Source organism: Lysinibacillus xylanilyticus, assembly GCF_001708185.1.
GTDB classification, from domain to species: Bacteria; Bacillota; Bacilli; order Bacillales_A; family Planococcaceae; genus Lysinibacillus; species Lysinibacillus xylanilyticus_A.
This window is the reverse complement of sequence record NZ_MDDN01000018.1, coordinates 1-20966: the sequence shown is the minus strand read 5'-3', so window position 1 is coordinate 20966 and position 20966 is coordinate 1. Positions and strand designations below refer to the sequence as shown.

The window sequence follows — 20966 nt, the reverse complement described above, 5'->3', positions numbered from 1 at the left end:
TCAAGCAAAATAATAGTCGAAAGGGAGTTCAATCGGTGAAAAGTATGGCGAAAAACTCTATAAAAACACTTGCAGCAGCATCTGCACTATTTCTTTTTATCCAAACTCCATCAGCATATGCAACTAATTTATCGGATTTAAAAGATCAAAAAAATCAAATTGAATCAAAGAAAGATGGCTTAAATTCATCCATCAATAATAAATCAAATGCTATTACTGCAAATGAAGAAAAGCAACAACAAATATTAGATCAAATTCAATCATTAAACGCTGAAATTGAAAAAACTAATAATAATATTAAAAATGTAATGGCGGAAATTCATTCTGCAAATGAAGAAATAAAAGCTTTAGAAGATTCTATAGCAGAGCTTCTGCGCAAAATTGAAGAGCGTGATGTATTGTTAGAGGATCGTGCTCGTGCCATTCAGGCAAGTGGTACTGTTAGCTATTTAGACGTACTACTTAGTTCTAGTAGCTTCGTAGATTTTATCGATCGATTCTCTGCTGTTAATTCATTAATGGAAGCGGACCGTCAAATTATCCATGAGCAAAAAGAGGACAAGCAAAAATTAGAGGAACAAAAGCAAGTCTTAGAAAGCAAACGCAAAAAGCTTGAAGATAAAAAAGCTGAGCTTGATCGTTTAAAAGCATCATTGGATGGACAAAAAGCTGAGAAAAACAAATTAGTTGATCAATTAGAAAAAGAACAAGAAAAACTAAAGTCAGAGAAAGTTTTACTTGAAAAAGAATACTCTGAGGCACTTGAAATTAGTGAAGAATTACAACAAAAGATTATTGATGAGCAAAAACGATTAGCAGAAATTGCCCGTCAACAGGAAGAAAAACGTAAGGCAGCAGCAGCCGCTGCCGCAGCAAATGCAGCTAAAAATAATGGTGGTGGATCTTCAAATGTCGTCCATGCTCCGCAATCAAATGGTACGTGGATCAACCCGACAAATGGTCGTCTAACATCGCCATATGGCTGGCGTAATATTGGTGCAGGTCCAGAATTCCATTATGGAGTCGATCTTGCAAATAGTACAGGTACGCCAATTTGGGCAGCTGCTGACGGTGTTGTATCTTATGCTGCACCACTTAGTTCATATGGTAATGCTGTCATTATCACACATTCAATTGATGGTCAAATTTATGCAACAGTGTATGCACACTTAAATTCCATCAATGTTAGTGTTGGTGCAGAGGTATCCCAAGGTCAGCAAATTGCAACAATGGGTAGTACTGGACGTTCAACAGGACCACACTTACACTTTGAAGTGCACAACGGCCCTTGGCAAGGACAATCAGTCGGTAGTGTTAATCCTTTAAAATATATTCCGTTGTAAAAATAGTAAAAGCTATACATTAGATGAATCTAATGTATAGCTTTTTTCTTATTAGTAGTGATGAATAGAACATAAAATGAGGGAAAGAATCATCGAAGTGATGGAAGCAGCAGAACGACGGAAAGAATTATCAAAGCGATGGATAGAAGCAGCAGAACGACGGATAGAACTATCAAAGTGACGGATGGAAGCAGCAAAGTGAAGGATGGAATTATCAAAGTGATAGATAGAAACAAAAAAGCGAGGGGTAAAATAACCTTGAGGAAGGGCTCAGTCGGCGGAACGTTTGAGGAAGACATTTATATAGTAGTATCTTGAACTCAGCGTTGTTTTGGTAGATAATTGTAAAAGATAATTAGAAGTAAAATTGTAGCCTCCTTTCAGCCGCATGGTTTATGGCAACCGGCTGTATGGGTGAGCGTCGTATTACTTATACTGGGTATAACAATATACGACTGCTCAAAAAAATTCTCACAAAGCACTTGATTACTGGGAGGTAAGAAATGAAAAGAAATATTGGGCTGCTTATCGTCGTGTTATTGGTAGTTGCGATGATTGGTACATATGTTAAACAGCAGATTGATAAGGATCGTGAAATTGAAACAGCCTCTCTTGGGAAAGAAATGGATGAACAAAAGATTGGCTTAAAAAATGGAGATACACCACCAGATTTTACGTTAACAAGCTTGGATGGTGACGAGGTAACATTGAGCGACCTTCGCGGAAAGAAAGTCGTGTTAAATTTCTGGGCGACATGGTGTCCACCATGTAAGGCTGAAATGCCACATATGCAAAAGTATTATGAACAACATGCTAAAGAAGATAATGTGGAAATCATAGCTGTCAATTTAACATCGGAAGAGCGTGAATTTTCAGCTGACGGAAAAATTGATACCGTTATGACATTTAGAGATAGCTTCGAACTAACATTTCCTATCCTTCTTGACCAAAAAAGAGAAGTTTCTCCACAATATAATGTCATGACAATTCCTACCACTTATTTTATTGATTCAAAGGGATACATTCAACGTGCCATTTCAGGGCCGATGGATATGGATATGCTAAAAAGTTATGTTGATGAATTAGATTAACAAGATAAATGTAAAGAGTCTGCTCGTTTTTGTTAAAGAAACGAAGCAGATTTTTTTATGTGAAAATTTTATATAAAATATCCTTGATTCAAGAATAAACACCTGCGCTCAGGGGGGAATATCCGCGAAAGTAAGGTAAATATCCGCGATAGACGCCGGAATATCCGCGAAAGTAAGGTAAATATCCGCGATAGACGCCGGAATATCCGCGCGAGGAGGGAAATAAATATCCGCGATAGACGCCGGAATATCCGCGCGAGTAAGGTAAATATCCGCGATAGACGCCGGAATATCCGCGTAAGTAAAGTAAATATCCGCGTAAGTAAAGTAAATATCCGCGATAGACGCTAGAATATCCACGCACGAAAGGCAAATACCCGCAGTCACAAATATCCGCGAAGCACTCATAGAATACTTGCTAAACCAAAAGCATAGTATTCAACAAATTATTTTGAAGCTGAATCTTGTATGTTTGAAAAATAAAAGTCATACAGTAAAAGAGACGGAGGAGGGAAGGTTTGCGCAAAATAATGGCGGGTGTCGGCGTACTTGCTAGTAGTTTATTGCTAGGTAGTGGAATTTATTTTGATTGGTTTAATTTAGGGGATAAAGAGGAGCCGGTCGTCACAGAGGCCGAATCGATTAATGAAGCGTTGAATTTAATTGAGAAAAAATCTGTATACAGTACGAAAAAAGATGTGTTAGTAGAAGGAGCACTTCGCGGTATGGCAGATGCTATTAAGGACCCTTACAGTACTTATTATTCGAAGGAAGAGGCAGAACAACACCGACAAATGTTAGCCGAAGAAAGAGTGGGCATTGGGATCGAGTTAACGGAAAATAACGGAAAATTTATTATTGTGTCTCCTGTCCGTTCGTCCCCGGCAGATAAAGCAGGAATGCGCTCTCTCGATGAAATTGTACAAGTTGATGGTGTTCGAGTAGATGGTAAATCGATGAGTGAATTGATGCATTTAATTCAAGGAGAAAAGGGAACAAAAGTGACAATTGTTGTTTATCGTCCAAGTGAAGATAAGCATATTAAAATGACGATGGAACGAGCAGCAATTTCCAATAAAACAGTAACAAGCGAAGTAGTGAATGTAGAAGATACCTCGATAGGCTATGTAGCAATTTCGCTTTTTGGTGAGAAAACAGCTAATGAGTGGGTTGCCGAAACGAGTAAATTACTCCGAAAAGATATCAAAGGGTTAGTGATCGATGTGCGAGATAATCCAGGCGGTTATTTACATAGCGTCGCAGCACTATTGAGCACGGTATTGGAGAATGGTAAAGTGTTTGCGTATATGCAAAATGCTGAAGGTGCTATGGAACCATTAAAAACGGAATCAAAAAGCTTTGATGAAAAATATTTGCAGACAATGAATAAAATACCGATTGTTGTGTTGCAAAATCAAGGCAGTGCATCGGCTAGTGAAGTGCTTAGTGGTGCTTTAAAAGGCTGGGGACGTGCCTCCCTTGTTGGTGTTAAGAGCTTTGGGAAGGGAACAGTGCAGGAATCTTGGTCACTGTCAAATGGTGGAGAGCTTAAACTGTCCACAAATAAATGGCTGACACCGAAACGCGAATGGATTCACGGGCAAGGTATTGAGGCTAATTTAGTCATTGAACAAAATGAATTAGTTGCTTTCCAAATGCATCCACTATCAGGGAAGTTTAAAGTGGGCGATATGAGTGAGGAAATCTCTTATACGCAAAATGCTTTAAAAAAGTTAGGATATAAAATTGCTCGTTTAGATGGTTATTTTGATGACACGACGGAAGAGGCTGTTAAGCTTTATCGTAAAGATAAGGAATTGAAACAAGTAGAAGATAATATTTATATGGATAGTACCTTCTTTAACAGCTTAAATGAAACATTGAAAAAATATAAAGAGGATCGTCAAAATGATTTACAGTTCCAAATGGCGACAAGCTTTTTATTGCACAATATTGAACAATAAATAATATAGACTTACAATGGCATAATTGATATGTTGTAACATCCGCTCAATGAAGATAAATCATAAGAATAGAAAGCTTTCTACTAGTTTGTACTACGCAAGAGTGTAGTCGTTTGATACAATAAATTCATAGTATTCAAGACAGAATGGCGGGTGTTCGTATGGTTAGTGATATATTAATAGAAATTGTAACAGCGATTGGCCGCTTTTTACTCAACCCATTAGTGTACATTGCGATTTTATTTGCGATATTATTAGGTTATAGTCGTGTAAAGCAGGAGCGTAAATTTTTTAATAGACGTATTATTTGGGGGTGGACAGAGCTAATTGGGCAATGGAAATATGGTTGGCTAAATGCCCTCCTCATTTCACTAATAAGTGTTGGTTTAGGTTTAACAGTGCCTAAAGCTTTCTTAATGATTTTAATAGTCATTTCTGTGTTAGCACTATTATTGTTCTGCATTAATGCACTTTCGCCTATCTATACGATGGGGCTCGCAACACTAGTAATATGGTTGATGTATCAATACAATTGGACATTTTCTTGGTGGAAAATCTCTTTAGAAGGTACCAATTTATTAGATGGCGCTATTGTAACTATTACGATTTTAGCAGGTCTAAGTGTGATTGCTGAGGGCATGTTAATTCGTCGTACAGCAATGAAGGTTACGACACCACGAGTTGAAAAAACGAAGCGGGGTATGCAGGCAATTGTCTATCGTTCAAGAAATGTATGGGTACTGCCAATTTTCTTTGTAATACCTGGAGATATTATTCCGGCAGACTTGCCGTATTGGCCACAATTTACATTAGGAGAGAGTAGCTTTGCACTCGTATTATTTCCAATTGTTATAGGATTTTCAAAGCTTACTAGAAAAGAAATGCCGGTTGTTAAATTTCCTAAAATGGGGCGATCCGTGTTACTACTAGGACAGCTTATTTTAATAGGTGGACTGATAGCAGCTTTTGAGCCGTTCATCGGTTTTATTACGTTGGCAGTAGGTGCAGTACTTCGTATTGTTATTTCAATCTTCTATGCAATGCAAGATAAAAAGGATATTTATGCAGTTGCACCGAGCTCGAAAGGAGCTATTATTGCGGCTGTTCTTCCTGATTCTCCAGCTGAAAAGATGGGCTTACTTGCGGGGGAATGTATTCGTAAAGTAAATGGTCGTTCCATTTTTACTGAAAATGAATTATATGAAGCTTTGCAATTAAATGCGGCACATTGTCGTTTAGAAGTATTAGACTGTAATAATGAAATTCGTTTAACACAGCATGTTATATATAGTAATGATCATTATCGTATAGGATTATTACTAGCCGAGCCGAGGGACTTCTAATGGATGTTTTCGGGAAAATGATGTTAGCGTTATTTTTACCAGCATTACTCGTGTTATTGTTTACGAGAATTACGTTTAATCGTTATGTTGCACTAATATTAGCGATTGCTCTAATTGCGGCATCTGTATATGCAGGTTACACTTCCACGCCTACTTTATATGTGATTGATGCATTTTCTTTAACAGTAGGCTTTTGGTTAGCAAGTAAAATGAAAGAAAATAAAGATACTCTTTAAATTAAAAGGTCAGTCCAAAGTGAAGTTTTCTCACTTTCAGGACTGACCTTTTTACATGAAAAATCGTACGGCTGCCATAATGATAACACCGGCTACAACTGTAATAGATAAGCTTTTTGTAACGAGTGCAATAATAAGCGTTGGCACAAATGTAATAAATACAGGCCAATCGAGTGTCACGACTTTTCCACTTTCTGTATCCAGTAAATTTTCAATAACAAGCGCACTTAAAATGCAGACAGGGATAAAGCTTAACCATTTCATTACAACATCTGGTAGTTTTACACTTCGTACGAAAATAAAAGGAATAATACGTGGTAGCCAAGTTACAAGTGCACAGCCAATGATCAGCCAGACCATAGAAGCGGTTGTCGTCATTTATCTGTCACCACCCCTATTGTGGCTACAATAACTGTTGCAAGTAGAACAGCTACATGGGAAGGTACGATATAAGAAAGGCCATACATAGTAACAATCATATAGCCGATTAACATAAGATAATGCATTATTTTACTTTTACCTACACTGCTAAGTTGAAGTACAAGAAGTGCCACAAACATAGCAATCAATGCAAAATCTAAGCCCCATTTTTCAGGGTTTGCGACCCATTGCCCTAAATATGCACCAGCTACACAAGAAAGAATCCAACATGAGTAAGCCGTGATATTCAGTCCATCCATCCATTTGCCATATAGCTTACCAGTCTGCATTTGCTTCGTAACAGCTACACCAAATGTTTCATCCGTTAATAATGTACCGAAACCAATATTTCTGAGCATGGAATAGTGTGTAAAATGAGGAGCTAATGTTAAACTCATTAATAAATGGCGTAGATTTACGACAAAAATGGTTACAATAATAGCAGAAGCCGGACTATTGGTTAAAACAAGTGCACAAAAGATAAATTGCGCGGAGCCTGCATAGACGAGTATAGTTAAAAGTGCAATTTCAAGTACCGATAAGCCAGAAGCGGAACCTACAACGCCGAAAGCAAGTCCTATACTAATATAGCCGAGTAAGGTGGGAACACAATCTTTTACGCCTTGTAAAAAGTTGTCATTGGGTGTGTGAGCTGCTGCTTCATTCCGCAGCTCTGTCGTACTTGTCATAGATAGATCATCCTTTCTGAAAAATTTCCATGTATACTAATGATGGAATAGTTTGATATTTCTTGATGTTTATTAAAGTATACATATGTCTTATAAAATAAACAATAGAGATTGGTGAATAAAAATGGAACAAATGAGCCGAAATTTAGCATTTCAACTAAAAAAGATTCGTCAGCAACGTCATTTAAGCTTAGACGATGTTGCCAAAGCTACAGGGGTAAGTAAAGCGCAACTAGCACAAATTGAAAAGGGGGAGGCAAACCCTACCGTATCGACGATTTGGAAAATTGCTGCAGGTATGCGCACGTCATTTTCTAGCTTATTGCAGCCACCGACAGCACATTTCATGAAATATAGTAGTAAGGATGCGCCACATGTAGATGAAGACGAAGGGCGATATCGTGTATATTCCATTATTCCTTATAATCCAGAACGTGGCTGGGAGCTTTATAAGATTGAAATGGAGCCCGGTGCCTTTAGCAGGAGCGAAGCCCACACAGAAGGAGTGGAAGAAACTGTGACCGTTATCCAAGGACAAGCCACTATTTCTGCTGGTGATATGCATGAAAAACTAGAAGAAGGGGATACACTAGTATTCTCAGGGCATCAGCCCCATGAGTATAAAAATACTACTGAAGCGCTAACGATTTTACATTTAATTTTGCAGTATAAATAGAGGTGTCAATTTTGAGTGAATGGTTTACTGTAGAAAATATTGAGCATATAACGGAACAATATCAAGCACTTGGCCCAATCATTGGTTTTTTATTACCTTTTATAGAGGCATTTTTACCGTTTTTACCTTTGGTCGTGTTCGTTGTTGTTAATGCAAGTGCATATGGTTTATGGTTTGGTTTTTTATTGTCATGGCTAGGATCTGTAGCGGGTTCATATGCAGTATTTTTGCTTGTCCGACATTTTGGCAAGCATCCAAAGCTTCGATTTGTAACAGGTAGTAAAAGAGTAGAAAAGCTAATAAAATGGGTAGATATGAATGGGATTAGTCCACTATTCGTGTTACTGTGTTTTCCGTTTACACCCTCAGTCATTGTAAACGTTGTAGCGGGGCTATCTCATATTTACAAAAAGTTTTATTTAATTGTGTTATTGGCAGGGAAGTTCGTGATGATTTTAGGAATGAGCGTGCTTGGTTATGATTTAAGAGCGTTACTAACAAGCCCTAAAAAACTAATTATTGCAGCTGTGGCGATTGTTATGCTTTGGTGGATTGGCAAGCTTTTAGAGAAACGATTAAATGCACGTGTGGAGCGAGATTTAAAACAAGCGCGAAAATTGACGAAAAATCATCAACGATGAAAGTTGAATATACACATCTAGCCCCTTGTATCATGTAGAATGAGAACAGGGGCTTTTATCTTTCAATAAGGGTAGGCAATGCCCAGGGAGAACGGCAAAGTAATCAGGCCCATGCAATAACTGCTCAGGTAGAATCGTAAAGTGCTTGGGTATATCAACAAACGCACAGGTTGGGTAGTAAAGCGTTGGGTATATACGATTAGCATATTTTATTAAATAGAATATTAACAGGAGGGGAAGAGTATATGACATTGCGTATTGTTTCTGGACGTTCAGGAACAGGTAAATCAACATTTATTCATCATGAGATAGTCGAGCAACTAAAATCAGATCCGTTAGGTCATCCAATTTTTATAATTGTTCCTGACCAAATGTCTTACTCAACGGAGTATGAGCTAACGAATAAACATGGCTTGCAAGGCTTAATCCGTGCGCAAGTCATGACATTTAAACGATTGGCATGGCTGGTGTTACAGGAAACGGGCGGGATTGCTCGAAAAGAAGTAAATGGCTATGGCTATCGAATGCTGATCCGCAAACTTTTAGAGGAACAAAAAAGTGAATTTTCGTTATTTCGCCAAGCCGCCGGGAAACGAGGCTTTACGGAGGAAATTGAGACGCTATTACGAGAATTTAGTCGATATAGCGTAAATAGTTCAGTGTTAGCTGAAGTGACAGCATCTTTAATGGCCGTTGATGCGCCTAATACATTGCAAGCTAAAACGAATGATTTACAAGTCGTTTTACACGCTTTGGAAGAGAGACTTGGCACAACTTATGTGGATAGCGAGGGCTATTATCCAATTTTAACAGAGCAACTGAAATACTCTGAAACGATGAAGAGAGCGACAGTTTATATAGATGGTTTTACAGCATTCACAGTAAGAGAATTAGAGCTTGTAAAAGAGTTATTAAAAGTGACGAAACAAGTAACCGTCGTTCTTCCCTTTGACCATATCGAAGAAGTTTATGATGAACAGTCTTTATTCCATGAAGCTGCATCTACGAACCAACGTTTACACGATATCGCCTATGAGGAGGGCATTGAAATCGATGCACCGATCCATTTCTATCATGCATATCGTTTTCAATCTAAGGATTTACAACATTTGGAAGGTGAGTTTGCACATCTGGTGCCTCAAACGAAAGAAACTACAGGTGATGTAAAGGTACTAGAGGCATCCAATCGTCGTGCAGAGATACATGCCATTGCCCGGGAAATAACAAAGCTGACAAAGGAAGATGGCTATCGTTATCAGGATATAGTTCTACTTTATAGACAAGCAGATGTTTATGACCCATTGATCACAACTATTTTTCAACAATATCAAATCCCTATTTTTACCAACTCTAAAAAGACGATGCTACATCATCCTTTAATTGAGCTAAGTCGATCTGCTTTAGAGGTTATCACTTCTAACTGGAAATATGAACCGGTTTTTCGTAGCGTGAAAACAGATTTGTTTTTCCCGTTACATGCTGAGCTAAGTGTTTGGCGAGAGCGTGCGGATCGTTTAGAAAACTACTGTTTAGCACAGGGCGTCTATGGTGAGCGCTGGTTTGAGGAGGCCAGGTGGTTTTTCAAAAAGTATCGTGGTCTTGAATTCCATTCACGCGTGCAAACGGATGAAGAACGTGCGATGCAGGCAGAAATCGAGGCCATTCGTGATGAAATTCGTATGCCACTAAAATTGTTACAGGACAAGCTAGAAACAGCGACAACAGGTAGAGATGTAGCGACAGCATTGTTTGAGCTGATTGAGAGTTTACAAGTTTATGAAAAGCTCCAAGCAATGAAAGAACGTGAGCTTGATCGAGGGGATGCATTAGCTGCAAGCGAGCATGACCAAGCATGGAAAGAATGGATTGCCGTGCTCGATCAGTTTGTATACATGTTTGGGGAACAGGAACTGTCTGTAGAAGAAGCGGCGAAAATTTTAGATGAGGGCTTTGATACATTAGAATTTTCTCGTATCCCTCCTACATTAGATGAGGTCATGGTAGCGACAGTTGATTTAGCTCGTTTATCGAATATAAAAGTCGCTTTCGTCTTAGGGATGAATGATGGGGTTTATCCAACTCGTATGGAGTATGAGGGATTGCTGTCAGATACAGAACGTGAATGGTTTAGTCAAATTGGCTATGAGCTTGCGCCAACATCTAAAAATCGTTTACTGCAAGAAAATTTCCTGCTATACCGTGCTTTAACGACACCATCTGATAAATTATATATGTCCTATCCAACAGCTGATGAAGAGGGTAAGGCGCTATTGTCCTCACTCTATATAAAGAAAATTATCGGCAATGATAGAACGACTGGGCTTTTGAGTGGTGTCAAGGTTGAGCGAGTTGTGATTGATCCAATTGAATTACTTGAAGAAAGTCCTTTACCGTATTTACGTCATCCACGTACAGCTTTAGCACATTTAATGGTTCAAAAACGCCAAGCTGAACACAGTCGTGAGCTTGCGCCAGAGTGGCTTGCCCTGCAAAAATTTTATATGCAGGATCCTTATTGGGCACTCATTTTTGAACGAGTTATACATCCAATTACACATAAAAATGAAGCTGAGCCATTGGAAAACTACATTACACAGGAATTATATGGTCAAAAGTTAACATCTAGTGTGTCTCGTATTGAGAAGTATTTCCGTTGTCCATTTTCGCATTTTACAACGTATGGGCTTCGTCTAGAAGAGCGAGAAGAGTATAGACTAGAAACATTTGCAATGGGCGATTTATTCCATGAGGCTTTGAAATGGATTACTGAAGAGACACACCGTCAGCAGCTATCATGGATACGTTTAACAAAGCAGCAAATTAAACAATTAGCAAGGCAAGCCGTTGAGCAAATTGTCCCGGTATTTTCACATCAAATTTTACTGTCAAGCGCACGTTATCGCTATATTCAGCGAAAACTTATTCGTATTGTCGAGCGAACAATGACGGCACTTACACAGCATGCGAATGTGTCTCACTTTAAGCCAATTGCTATTGAGGCATCTTTTGGACCAGGGCAACATGAACAGCTTCCACCACTTGAAATTGATTTAACAGGTGGTAAGAAAATGTTTATGCGAGGTCGTATTGATAGGGTGGATAGTGCAGCTATTGACGATCGCTCATATTTACGGATCGTCGATTATAAATCATCCGCTCGTGATTTAGATTTGAATGAGGTCTACCACGGATTGTCACTTCAGGTGCTAACGTATTTAGATGTAGCGATGGAAAATGCTTCTTACTGGTTACCAGGTGAAGCGGAGCCAGCTGGGGTTCTTTATGTACATGTCCACAATCCGATGCTAAAGCTTGATAAGGATTTAAGCGACAGCGAAATTGAGGAAGACCGTTTAAAACAATACAAAATGAAAGGTCTTTTGTCAGAAAATGCGGAGGCCATTTTATCGATGGACGAGCAGTTAGAGGAATCGAGTGGGCATTCGAAAATCATTCCTGTCTATATGAAAAAAGATGGGACACCGTCAGAATCTCAGTCACGCATTGTACCTGTTAATGATATGAAAAATCTACAACATTTTGTACGGCGCAAGCATCAAGAAGCAGGCAATGGAATTTTAGCGGGGGATACCTCCATAAGTCCTTATAAACTAAAAGCAAAAACAGCATGTGACTACTGTCAATTTACAGCTGTTTGTCAATTTGACCCATCTGATGGTAAACAAAACTATCGTCAGTTACAGCAAGCAAAACCGAATGATATCGTTGAGAAAATTCGGAAGGAGATGAAGTAAGTTGGTACAAAAAATACCTAAAAAGCCAGCGGAAGTCACATGGACAGATGACCAGTGGAAGGCAATTTATGCAAGCGGTCAGGATACACTTGTATCGGCTGCGGCAGGCTCTGGTAAAACGGCAGTTCTTATTAATCGCATGATTGAGAAGGTAGTTGCCACAGAAAATCCCATTAATGTGGATGAGTTACTTGTTGTAACCTTTACAAATGCATCTGCTGCTGAAATGCGTCATCGTATGGCTGAGGCACTTGAAAAAGCTATTGCAGAAAATCCAACTTCCAATCATTTGCGACGCCAGCTAAGCCTTGTCAATAAAGCACAAATTTCAACACTGCATTCCTTCTGTTTAGCCATTGTTAAACAATACGCCTATATGCTAGATATTGACCCAGGCTTTCGTATTGCGAATGAGGCAGAGGTTGCTTTGTTAAGAGATGATATATTAGCAGATGTGCTAGAAAATGCTTACGATTCTGAGGATGAGGCAGAGGTTCAAGCAATCTATAGGCTAGTTGATAGCTTTACATCGGATCGTGATGATCAGGCTATAGAAACTTTAATAAGCAAGCTTTATGATACGTCTCGTGTTCATGCAGAGCCTCAAAAATGGCTTCGTAGTTTACCAAAGACATATGACATAGCGGCAGACGTGACAATTGATGATTTAGAGCTGTCGAAATATGTGAAATTAACAGTCAAGCATAGTCTTGAAGAGGCATTCGTTTTAATTTCTGAAATGCGTACAATTACGCTACAGCCTGCGGGACCTGCACCATATGCTGAAACCGCAGAGATGGATTTTGCCATGATTCAGGAAGGAATTCGTATTAGTCGTGAAGGAACGTGGCAGGAACTCTTTGATTATTTTGCTACTGTGAAATGGTCAACTTTAAAGCGTGTATCAAAGGATGCATTAGTAGATGTGGAGCTACAGGAGCTTGCCAAGAAAAAGCGAGAGGCAGCTAAGAAAATTGTGAATAAGCTTAAAGAGACCTTTTTTGTTAGGACTCCTGCGCGCTTGCTTGAAGAAATTCGATTAATGAGTCCGACGATTGGAACATTAGTCGAATTGACAAATGTTTTTAGCGAACAGTTCCGCATGGCCAAATTAGAACGAGGAATTATTGATTTCTCGGATTTAGAGCATTTCGCATTGCAAATTTTAACTGAAGAGGTCGAAGGTGAATTACAACCTTCACCTGTTGCATTAGATTTGAAACAACGTTTTAAAGAAGTGCTTGTTGATGAATATCAAGATAGTGCGACACGTTGCTAATTGAAAAGATTAGCCACTAGCATATTTGCTAGGAGAACTAAGAAATCGGATGAGTCGAATGATGAAGTAACGCTCTGAAAGGCTCGACCTAATCCTCCGAATAGCATTGTCATGTGCAATCATGATGGTGTTATAAGCTCGGTGAAGTCAGTTGAATATCACCCTAATAACAGGAAAGCGGAGTGGAGGCACTTTGTGTGGTAGATAGGCTGGGGTTCTATAAAAATACTCATGGTTAGAATGTAGGGAACAAAACTTCCTACTGACGAAATTCCGAATGTACGGCTCTAGAGGTATAGGTATTCGAAAGGGTACACCAACTTATTGTTGGGTTAGTGAGGTGGAGTAAAATTTGTCTTTATGAAACACCTTATAGTGTTACAGGCACTATCAAGCTAACAGGGTTAGAGGAATGACCTAAAGGTATTATATGTACAGATATGATTTCTTGGAACGTGGTAAGCTGACTACTTGGAGAGATTGTACTCGGTGAAAAGGTATAGGGGAAAAACTTGTATGTTATAACCTTATTTTAAGTCAGTGAAAGTGATGGCATAGTACCTGTGAAGCTGTGATAACAAGCAGTGGAGGGATAGCCATTAGTTAGTTAATTGAACACTCATACTATATTTCATGATTTTCAAGCGAGTAGGACCAAGAGAAATGGAATCACTGAACAATCTCTTGATTGATAGAGGTGAGGACATTGACTGAAACGGTTAACGCCAATAAAGCATTAAAGAGACAGGCTTTGCGGAAATGAAATATTAGGATGAAGAGCAGTTAATTGATGGAACGCCGTATGAGGGGAAACCCTCACGTACGGTGTGAATGGGGGGAAAAGCTGGAGATGGTTCAAAGGCTTACCTATCCATATCAAATATGCTACAAGAAACGATATTACAGCTTGTGAAAACAGGTAGTGAGCAAGAGGGAAACCTTTTTATGGTTGGGGACGTAAAGCAAAGTATCGTGCGCCCATAAGGGTATTGTATATTTCACCATTTGGCGGTGAATAAATTAAAGAAACGGTTTATATATCAACCGACTTATCTTGGCGGGAAACCAAAGAGGGAGTGTAGCATGTCGGTTAAAGTCATAAGTTAGCTTAAACGGAAAGGCTACGACTGAATGGCAAGATATAAAAGATTCATATAAGGAAGAAGGCTAAACTGCTTGAAGAATAGTCCGAGTGGGGTCATGCTTAACCATCTAGGAAACCGTTTGAAACCTAGATTCTATTCTGTTCAGCGTATTAGATGCTTGCGACTGAACATAGGAAAGTGTACTAGATTGATGCACAATCCTAGTTTCTGATTGATGAAAGAATAGACACTCTTCAAGATTGAAGAAAAGGATGAACGTTCCTTCCGACAATGAATCAAGCCTGTATACAATATACTAAATGGGGATTACCTAAGTTGGAACGCCACTAGGCTATGTACAAAGGTACTGAATATCCAATAAGGTAACGGAGCTCTCGTAGTAGTCGGAGATAGGGAAAGCCTATTACATGGCGAAGGGGAGTAGCTTATAACGTATAAACAATGAGGAAAGGAGCGAAATGCTCTATGCAAAGTTCAGAAATTGTCTTATACAATCTATCGAAACAAGCAATGAAAGACGGATATACATTTGACCGTCTATACAGACATTTATACAATGAAGATTTTTATATAAAAGCCTATACGAAGATATACAAAAATAAAGGTAGTGCAACAAAAGGTATTGATGAAGAAACAGCGGATGGATTCGGGGAAGAAAAAATTCAAGCAATCATTGATACGTTGAAAAATGAAAGCTATCAACCGAAGCCAGTTCGTCGTATTCATATCCCAAAGAAAAATGGTGACACACGACCACTTGGTATCCCAACGTTTACAGATCGTATCGTACAAGAAGTTTGTCGTATGATATTAGAAGCAATTTATGAGCCTAAATTTTCAAACCATTCGCATGGTTTCAGACCAAAAAGAAGTTGTCATACAGCATTAGTCGAAATGAAGAAAACCTTTACTGGGGTAAACTGGTTCATTGAAGGCGATATAAAAGGATTTTTCGATAACATCAATCATCAAGTTTTAATTACTATTTTAAGAAAACGTATCAAAGATGAAAAATTCATTCGTTTAATGTGGAAGTTCTTAAAAGCAGGATTCGTTGAAAATTGGCGATTCCAAGAGACGTATAGTGGAACTCCACAGGGCGGTATTATTAGTCCGCTACTAGCGAATATTTATTTAAATGAATTTGATGATTATATTGAAAAAGAATTAAAACCTTCTTTTGATTTAGGTGAACCAAAAAAACGTAAACGTAATACTGAATATCGAAAATATGATATGCGTAACCAACGTTTGCATAAAAAGATTAATGCAACAGAAGATGAAGTCTTGCGAAAAGAAATGATTGAAGAATATAAGGCGAATAAGAAAATAATGCTTAATTTACCGTACTATGAGTCGAACACGGACACATATAAAGCATTAAAATATGTACGTTATGCAGATGATTTTATTGTTGGCGTCAACGGTAGTAAAGAAGATTGTGAAATGCTTAAGCAAGCAATGAAAGACTTCTTACAAAATTATTTACAACTTGAATTGTCAGAAGATAAGACGCTCATTACGCATAGTACAAAGTTTGCGAATTTTTTAAGCTACGATATATCAATTAGCCATGATTTAAGTACGGCAAAAGATAAAAACGGTGTTATTAAATGTAAATATAGGGGATATGTACAATTACGAATACCTAAAGGAACAATTGAAAAAGTAATCGTAAAAAATAAAATGGTCAAAGACATTGATGCGAAACAATGGGATATGTTGCATCGAACAAGATTAGTTGGACTTTCTGATCTAGAAATCATCGAAACGTATAACGCAGAGCTGCGTGGTTTATATAATTATTATGCTCTAGCGGAAAATGTAAACCAAAAAATGTGGCAATTACGTTATGTAATGGAATATAGCTGTTTAAAAACACTCGCGAATAAATACAAATCCTCAGTAGCAAAAATGAAGGTTAAGTTTAAACAAGGTAAGTATTGGGGAGTAAAATACGAAACAAAACAAGGCGAAAGAATAGCATATTTCTATAAAGATGGTTTTGAAAAGAAGAAAGAAAGCGTCAAAGCAACAATAGATGAACTACCTAATCTTTATGTATATCAGGGCGAAATGATTTAGAAAAACGACTAAGTGCAAGACGATGCGAATTATGTGGAGACAATCACCCCGATACAAAATTCGAGATTCATCACATAAATAAAGTGAAGAATTTAAAGGGAAAAAAATATTGGGAATGGACAATGCTCGCTAAGCAAAGAAAAACGTTAGTCGTGTGTGATAAATGTCATAAAGAAATTCATAAACAACGATAGATTTGTTATAAGTGGAGAGCCGTATACTTTGAGAGGAGTACGTACGGTTCGGGGAGGGGTTCACTGGAAACCTACTACAAAAATGTAGCAAGGCGCTGGGTTCCTACTCTACTATCGTTTCCGTTTGGCAGAACCGAAGCTTTTTATGCGAAAGTACAGTGAGTTTCTAGAGACCCCAGATTTAACAGGAATGCGTATCGATTTAAACGCTAACTTCCGTAGTCGGAAAGAAGTGTTGAACGCTACGAACTACGTTTTTGCACAAATTATGGGAGAGCGTGTTGGAGAAATTCTATACGATGAAAATGCTTCATTAAAGCCAGCAGCGCCATATGATGATAGAGAAGTTCCGGTGGAGCTAGTCATCATGCATCCTCCTGAAGCAGAGGAGCAGGAAGAAGAGGCAGAAGATGTTGCAAGTGAAGCAGCTGAACTAGAGGAATTAAAAAAATCACAGTATGAGGCACGTTTTATTATTGAGCGTATCCGGCAGATGATGGAGGATGGGACAACTGTATTTGATACAAAAACGAAGACAGAACGACCACTAAAATATAGCGATATTGTGATTTTAATGCGTTCAATGACATGGTCAACAGATTTAGTGGAGGAATTTAAGCTTGCGGGAATCCCTCTCTATGCAGAGTCCTCCAAAGGCTATTTCGATGCGTTAGAGGTCATGATTATGCTGAATGTACTGAAGGTTGTCGATAACCCATATCAAGATATTCCTTTAGCTTCAGTGCTACGTGCTCCATTTGTTGGCTTAACTGAAAATGAGCTAGCAAAAATACGACTAGCAGATTCAAAAGCGCCGTTTTATGATGCACTAAGGCAATTTATTCGAAGTGATGGGCATGGTGTACAATCTGACACTTTTGCGAAGCTTCAACGTTTTATGTTGGCATTTGAAAACTGGCGAGATTTAGCACGACGTGGTTCATTGTCAGATTTAATTTGGAAGATTTACTTAGACACGCATTATTACGAGATGGTTGGAGCTATGCCAAATGGTAAGCAGCGTCAGGCCAACTTACGCATTTTGCATGATCGCGCTTTAATGTATGAGAAAACTGCCTTTCGTGGACTGTTCCGCTTTTTACGTTTTATCGATCGTATGCGTACGCGTGGTGATGATTTAGGAACTGCTAAATCGATTGGAGAAAAAGATGATGTTGTGCGTCTTGTGACGATTCACTCTTCAAAAGGATTGGAATACCCTGTTGTCTTTGTTGCAGGGATGGGAAGACCGTTTAATAAAATGGATTTCCACAATCCATATTTATTCGATCAAGATTTTGGTCTTGCAGTAAAGGCGATTGATCCAGAAAATCGTATTACCTATACATCCCTACCATTTTTAGCACTGAAGGAGAAAAAGGAGCTCGAAATGCGTGCTGAGGAAATGCGTGTATTATACGTAGCAATGACACGTGCAAAGGAGCGACTTATTTTAATTGGGTCTGTGAAAAATTGGAGTAAAACGCTCGACAATTGGCTGGATGCACAAAGTTTACCGGTAGATGCTCCGCTTCAGGAGTATTTACGTGCACGAGCTAATAGCTATTTTGATTGGCTTGGGCCAGCGGTTGCTAGACATACTGATTTTGCAGCAATCTCCAGTTCCTCCTATAAGGCACCTGAAGATGTAGCACATTGGTGGGTACGTGCTATCGAAACGAGTCACTATTCATATGACATACAGGGGTTAGAGGATGAGGTACAGCAAATGCTAGAAACGCCAGAGGACGAAGCATTGCTGTCAGAAATTACGACGCGCTTTCAAGCACAGTATCCATTCCAACAATCGACACAAAAACGCTCAAAAACATCAGTTAGTGAAATTAAGCGTTTAGAAAATCTTCAGCGACAGGAGGAGCCTGAATATTACTTTTCAATACCTTCTAAGCAAAAAACGACAACCATTGCGCCACGTCCAACTTTTTTACAGGACAAACAGCTGACAGGCGCAGAAATTGGAACAGCTGTCCACACAGTTATGCAGCATGTACCTCAAAATGGCTTTACAAACGTACAGGAGGTAAAGGAGTTTGTCGCCGATTTAGTGGCAAGACAGCTACTGACGGAGGCTGAGGGGACGGTTGTTCCATGGAAAAAAATATGTAATTTCTTTACAACAGACGTTGGACTTCGCTTTAAAAAAGCAAAGCAAATACGTAGAGAAATGCCTTTTACGATTAGTAGAGTAGATGAAGATGGCGATGCTCAAATTGTACAAGGAATTATTGACTGTTTATTTGAGGATGAATATGGTGAATGGATCTTGCTTGATTATAAGACAGATAGCATCCAATCACATTTTGCTGAGGAGCCAGCACTCTCGAAGGAACTATTAGGGCGATATGGTGTTCAACTTAGAGTTTATAGTGAGGCAATTGAAGCTATCCTTCAAATCAAAGTGAGTGATAAAATTCTATATTTATTCGATATTGAACAGGCTATACATGGGTAAGTAAACGCACTGTGTTAACGGGGGTTTCTTATTGCTATTGGTAAGTATTGCGAAATCTTGCAGCTTACCATACCCTGTTTTCACTAAAGCGTTATCTTCCTTCAGCAATTGTTTTCTGTAGCGAAAGCAAAGCGACAGCTACAATTACGCTAAGGCGAAATTGATTATATAGAGGAGGCTATTTTGTGGAGTTAAAACCGACAATGTTGCAGGAACGCATTGCGACATTAGATATATTACGTGGTATAAGCTTACTAGGTATTTTACTCGTTAATATGTTCGCCTTTTATTTGCCAATGCCATATATTGATTTGGCATCATGGTTTACAACACCATCAGATATAGTGTGGCAGCAAAATTTAGATATTTATGTACAAAGTAGCTTTTATCCACTGTTTGCCATGTTATTTGGTTATGGACTTGCTATGCAATGGAAGAAAGCGCAAAGTCGTGAACAAAATTTCTATACGATAGGACTGCGAAGACTTTCTGTATTATTTGTATTTGGTTTTTTACATGCTGTGCTCATTTGGTGGGGCGACATTTTGATGACTTATGCATTTTGTGGCATTTTTTTATTGCTATTACTACGACTACATCCTATTTGGTTATTATCAATCGGTATTATGATTAACAGTGTTATGCAAGTTTTCATGGTATTTATTGTAGGGTTTGTTAACTTTAATACTGCAGTTGATGAGTATTTAGATATTACTTCAGTAGAGCAAGCAATCACTGCTTATGGAACGGGAAGTTGGCTAGATGCTTTTATGCAACGTTTAACCGATTTATCTGTCCAAGCAGGGATAGGCATGTGGTTTGCGGCATTATTTACAGTTTTGCCATATATGTTAATTGGTGCTGCAGCCTCTAAATGGCGTTTAGTGGAACGTGCGAAGGAGTTAAAATGGCTATGGCTGACGTTAGCAATAGCTGGATTGACAATTGGTATTTTTATCAAGAGCTTACCTATCATGTTTACTCGTACGTATTTCTTAGATTATTTGAAAGTATACATAGGTGGTCCAATTTTATCAGTTGGATATATTGGGGTTATTGTATTACTTTGCTTACTGCCAGTTGTACCGAAGTTACTCAGTCCTTTTGCAAAAATGGGGCGTATGTCGTTAACGATGTACATACTACAATCGATCATTGGAACATGTTTATTTTATCAATTTGGATTTGGTTGGTATGGAAAAGTGAGCGTCGCAACAGGCGTGTTAATTGCAGTAGGTATTATTGTTGTACAAATGATTGTGGCGGAGATTTGGCTAGCAAAATGGAAACAAGGTCCGTTAGAGGCTTTATGGCGTAAATTAACATATAAGGCGAATGCTAAAGTAGGTTAATGTTTTATCAATATAAGGTATACGATTCTCGTGCAATCTAGCAATCTACGGTGGAAATCAGCCTTCATCTTCTATGTGGTGGAAACATATAGTTAATAATCACGTCTTGTATTATAAGAATAATTTATTGCGATTTGGCTCATCATAAAAATTTGGTGATGACATTTGTTAAAACATATGTCATGTATATAAGTTGATTGGAGTGGAGGCTGGGCGACTCCTTGGAGATTAGCGATAGAGGAACGAAGGCTAAGAGCATCACGTCCTGTGATAACGCCTTCGTGACCTACATCGTGTAGGCCCGAGACCCTGGAGCGAG

At 38.6% G+C, this 20966-nt stretch carries 12 protein-coding genes and 3 pseudogenes; 13 read left to right on the top strand and 2 right to left on the bottom strand.

Annotated elements, in window-relative coordinates:
• Positions 1-35 precede the first annotated feature (35 nt).
• The 5 genes from BFJ97_RS20340 (at position 36) to BFJ97_RS20310 (ending at position 5977) form a co-directional block, all read left to right on the top strand.
• Positions 36-1343, top strand: a complete 1308-nt coding sequence (locus BFJ97_RS20340) for a murein hydrolase activator EnvC family protein (protein ID WP_068986473.1) — start codon at positions 36-38, stop codon at positions 1341-1343.
• Positions 1344-1846: 503 nt separating this feature from the next.
• On the top strand, positions 1847-2434 hold the full coding sequence (locus BFJ97_RS20330) for a peroxiredoxin family protein (protein ID WP_068986471.1): 588 nt from the start codon (positions 1847-1849) through the stop codon (positions 2432-2434).
• A 518-nt stretch (positions 2435-2952) separates the two neighbouring features.
• Positions 2953-4398, top strand: a complete 1446-nt coding sequence (locus BFJ97_RS20320) for a S41 family peptidase (protein ID WP_068986469.1) — start codon at positions 2953-2955, stop codon at positions 4396-4398.
• Positions 4399-4559: 161 nt separating this feature from the next.
• Positions 4560-5741 carry a PDZ domain-containing protein gene (locus tag BFJ97_RS20315; RefSeq protein WP_068986468.1) on the top strand — a complete coding sequence of 394 codons (1182 nt, stop codon included), beginning with the start codon at positions 4560-4562 and terminating at the stop codon, positions 5739-5741.
• Entirely contained in the window at positions 5741-5977 is a 237-nt protein-coding gene (locus tag BFJ97_RS20310) for a DUF2198 family protein (protein ID WP_068986467.1), read from the top strand. The genes BFJ97_RS20315 and BFJ97_RS20310 overlap by 1 nt, the downstream gene beginning before the upstream one ends.
• Positions 5978-6028: 51 nt before the next feature.
• Here the strand turns inward: BFJ97_RS20310 and BFJ97_RS20305 are convergent, their stop codons facing one another.
• Both BFJ97_RS20305 and BFJ97_RS20300 read right to left on the bottom strand, forming a co-directional pair.
• Entirely contained in the window at positions 6029-6355 is a 327-nt protein-coding gene (locus BFJ97_RS20305) for an AzlD domain-containing protein (RefSeq protein ID WP_068986466.1), read from the bottom strand.
• The gene (locus BFJ97_RS20300; RefSeq protein ID WP_068986465.1) at positions 6352-7086 is read right to left on the bottom strand and encodes an AzlC family ABC transporter permease; all 735 of its coding nucleotides are present in this window, start codon (positions 7084-7086) and stop codon (positions 6352-6354) included. Before BFJ97_RS20300 ends, BFJ97_RS20305 begins: the two co-directional genes overlap by 4 nt.
• Positions 7087-7210: 124 nt before the next feature.
• Between BFJ97_RS20300 and BFJ97_RS20295 the strand changes: the two genes are divergently transcribed.
• From BFJ97_RS20295 to BFJ97_RS20265, 8 genes and pseudogenes are all read left to right on the top strand, one after another.
• On the top strand, positions 7211-7762 hold the full coding sequence (locus BFJ97_RS20295) for a helix-turn-helix domain-containing protein (protein WP_068986464.1): 552 nt from the start codon (positions 7211-7213) through the stop codon (positions 7760-7762).
• A gap of 11 nt (positions 7763-7773) precedes the next feature.
• Positions 7774-8403 carry a TVP38/TMEM64 family protein gene (locus BFJ97_RS20290; RefSeq protein ID WP_068986463.1) on the top strand — a complete coding sequence of 210 codons (630 nt, stop codon included), beginning with the start codon at positions 7774-7776 and terminating at the stop codon, positions 8401-8403.
• A gap of 245 nt (positions 8404-8648) precedes the next feature.
• Positions 8649-12158 (top strand): helicase-exonuclease AddAB subunit AddB, encoded by a 3510-nt coding sequence (addB, locus tag BFJ97_RS20285; RefSeq protein WP_068986462.1) that lies wholly within the window; start codon positions 8649-8651, stop codon positions 12156-12158.
• 1 nt (position 12159) lies between these two features.
• Positions 12160-13422: pseudogene (locus tag BFJ97_RS20280) on the top strand (UvrD-helicase domain-containing protein); the annotation flags it as partial.
• Between the two features lie 846 nt (positions 13423-14268).
• Positions 14269-14421 (top strand): UvrD-helicase domain-containing protein, encoded by a 153-nt coding sequence (locus BFJ97_RS24370; protein WP_217492405.1) that lies wholly within the window; start codon positions 14269-14271, stop codon positions 14419-14421.
• Positions 14422-15008: 587 nt separating this feature from the next.
• Positions 15009-16822: pseudogene (ltrA, locus tag BFJ97_RS20275) on the top strand (group II intron reverse transcriptase/maturase).
• Between the two features lie 112 nt (positions 16823-16934).
• Positions 16935-19295: pseudogene (gene addA, locus BFJ97_RS20270) on the top strand (helicase-exonuclease AddAB subunit AddA); the annotation flags it as partial.
• 185 nt (positions 19296-19480) lie between these two features.
• Positions 19481-20647, top strand: coding sequence for a DUF418 domain-containing protein (locus BFJ97_RS20265; protein ID WP_068986460.1), 1167 nt, complete (start codon positions 19481-19483; stop codon positions 20645-20647).
• The last annotated feature ends 319 nt before the right edge of the window (positions 20648-20966 follow it).

Coding starts and splice junctions, on each gene's coding strand:
- BFJ97_RS20310 (WP_068986467.1), top strand. CDS start 5,741: ATGGATGTTTTCGGGAAAATGATGTTAGCGTTATTTTTACCAGCATTA.
- BFJ97_RS20305 (WP_068986466.1), bottom strand. CDS start 6,355: ATGACGACAACCGCTTCTATGGTCTGGCTGATCATTGGCTGTGCACTT.
- BFJ97_RS20300 (WP_068986465.1), bottom strand. CDS start 7,086: ATGACAAGTACGACAGAGCTGCGGAATGAAGCAGCAGCTCACACACCC.
- BFJ97_RS20295 (WP_068986464.1), top strand. CDS start 7,211: ATGGAACAAATGAGCCGAAATTTAGCATTTCAACTAAAAAAGATTCGT.
- BFJ97_RS20330 (WP_068986471.1), top strand. CDS start 1,847: ATGAAAAGAAATATTGGGCTGCTTATCGTCGTGTTATTGGTAGTTGCG.
- BFJ97_RS24370 (WP_217492405.1), top strand. CDS start 14,269: ATGGGGGGAAAAGCTGGAGATGGTTCAAAGGCTTACCTATCCATATCA.
- BFJ97_RS20315 (WP_068986468.1), top strand. CDS start 4,560: ATGGTTAGTGATATATTAATAGAAATTGTAACAGCGATTGGCCGCTTT.
- addB (WP_068986462.1), top strand. CDS start 8,649: ATGACATTGCGTATTGTTTCTGGACGTTCAGGAACAGGTAAATCAACA.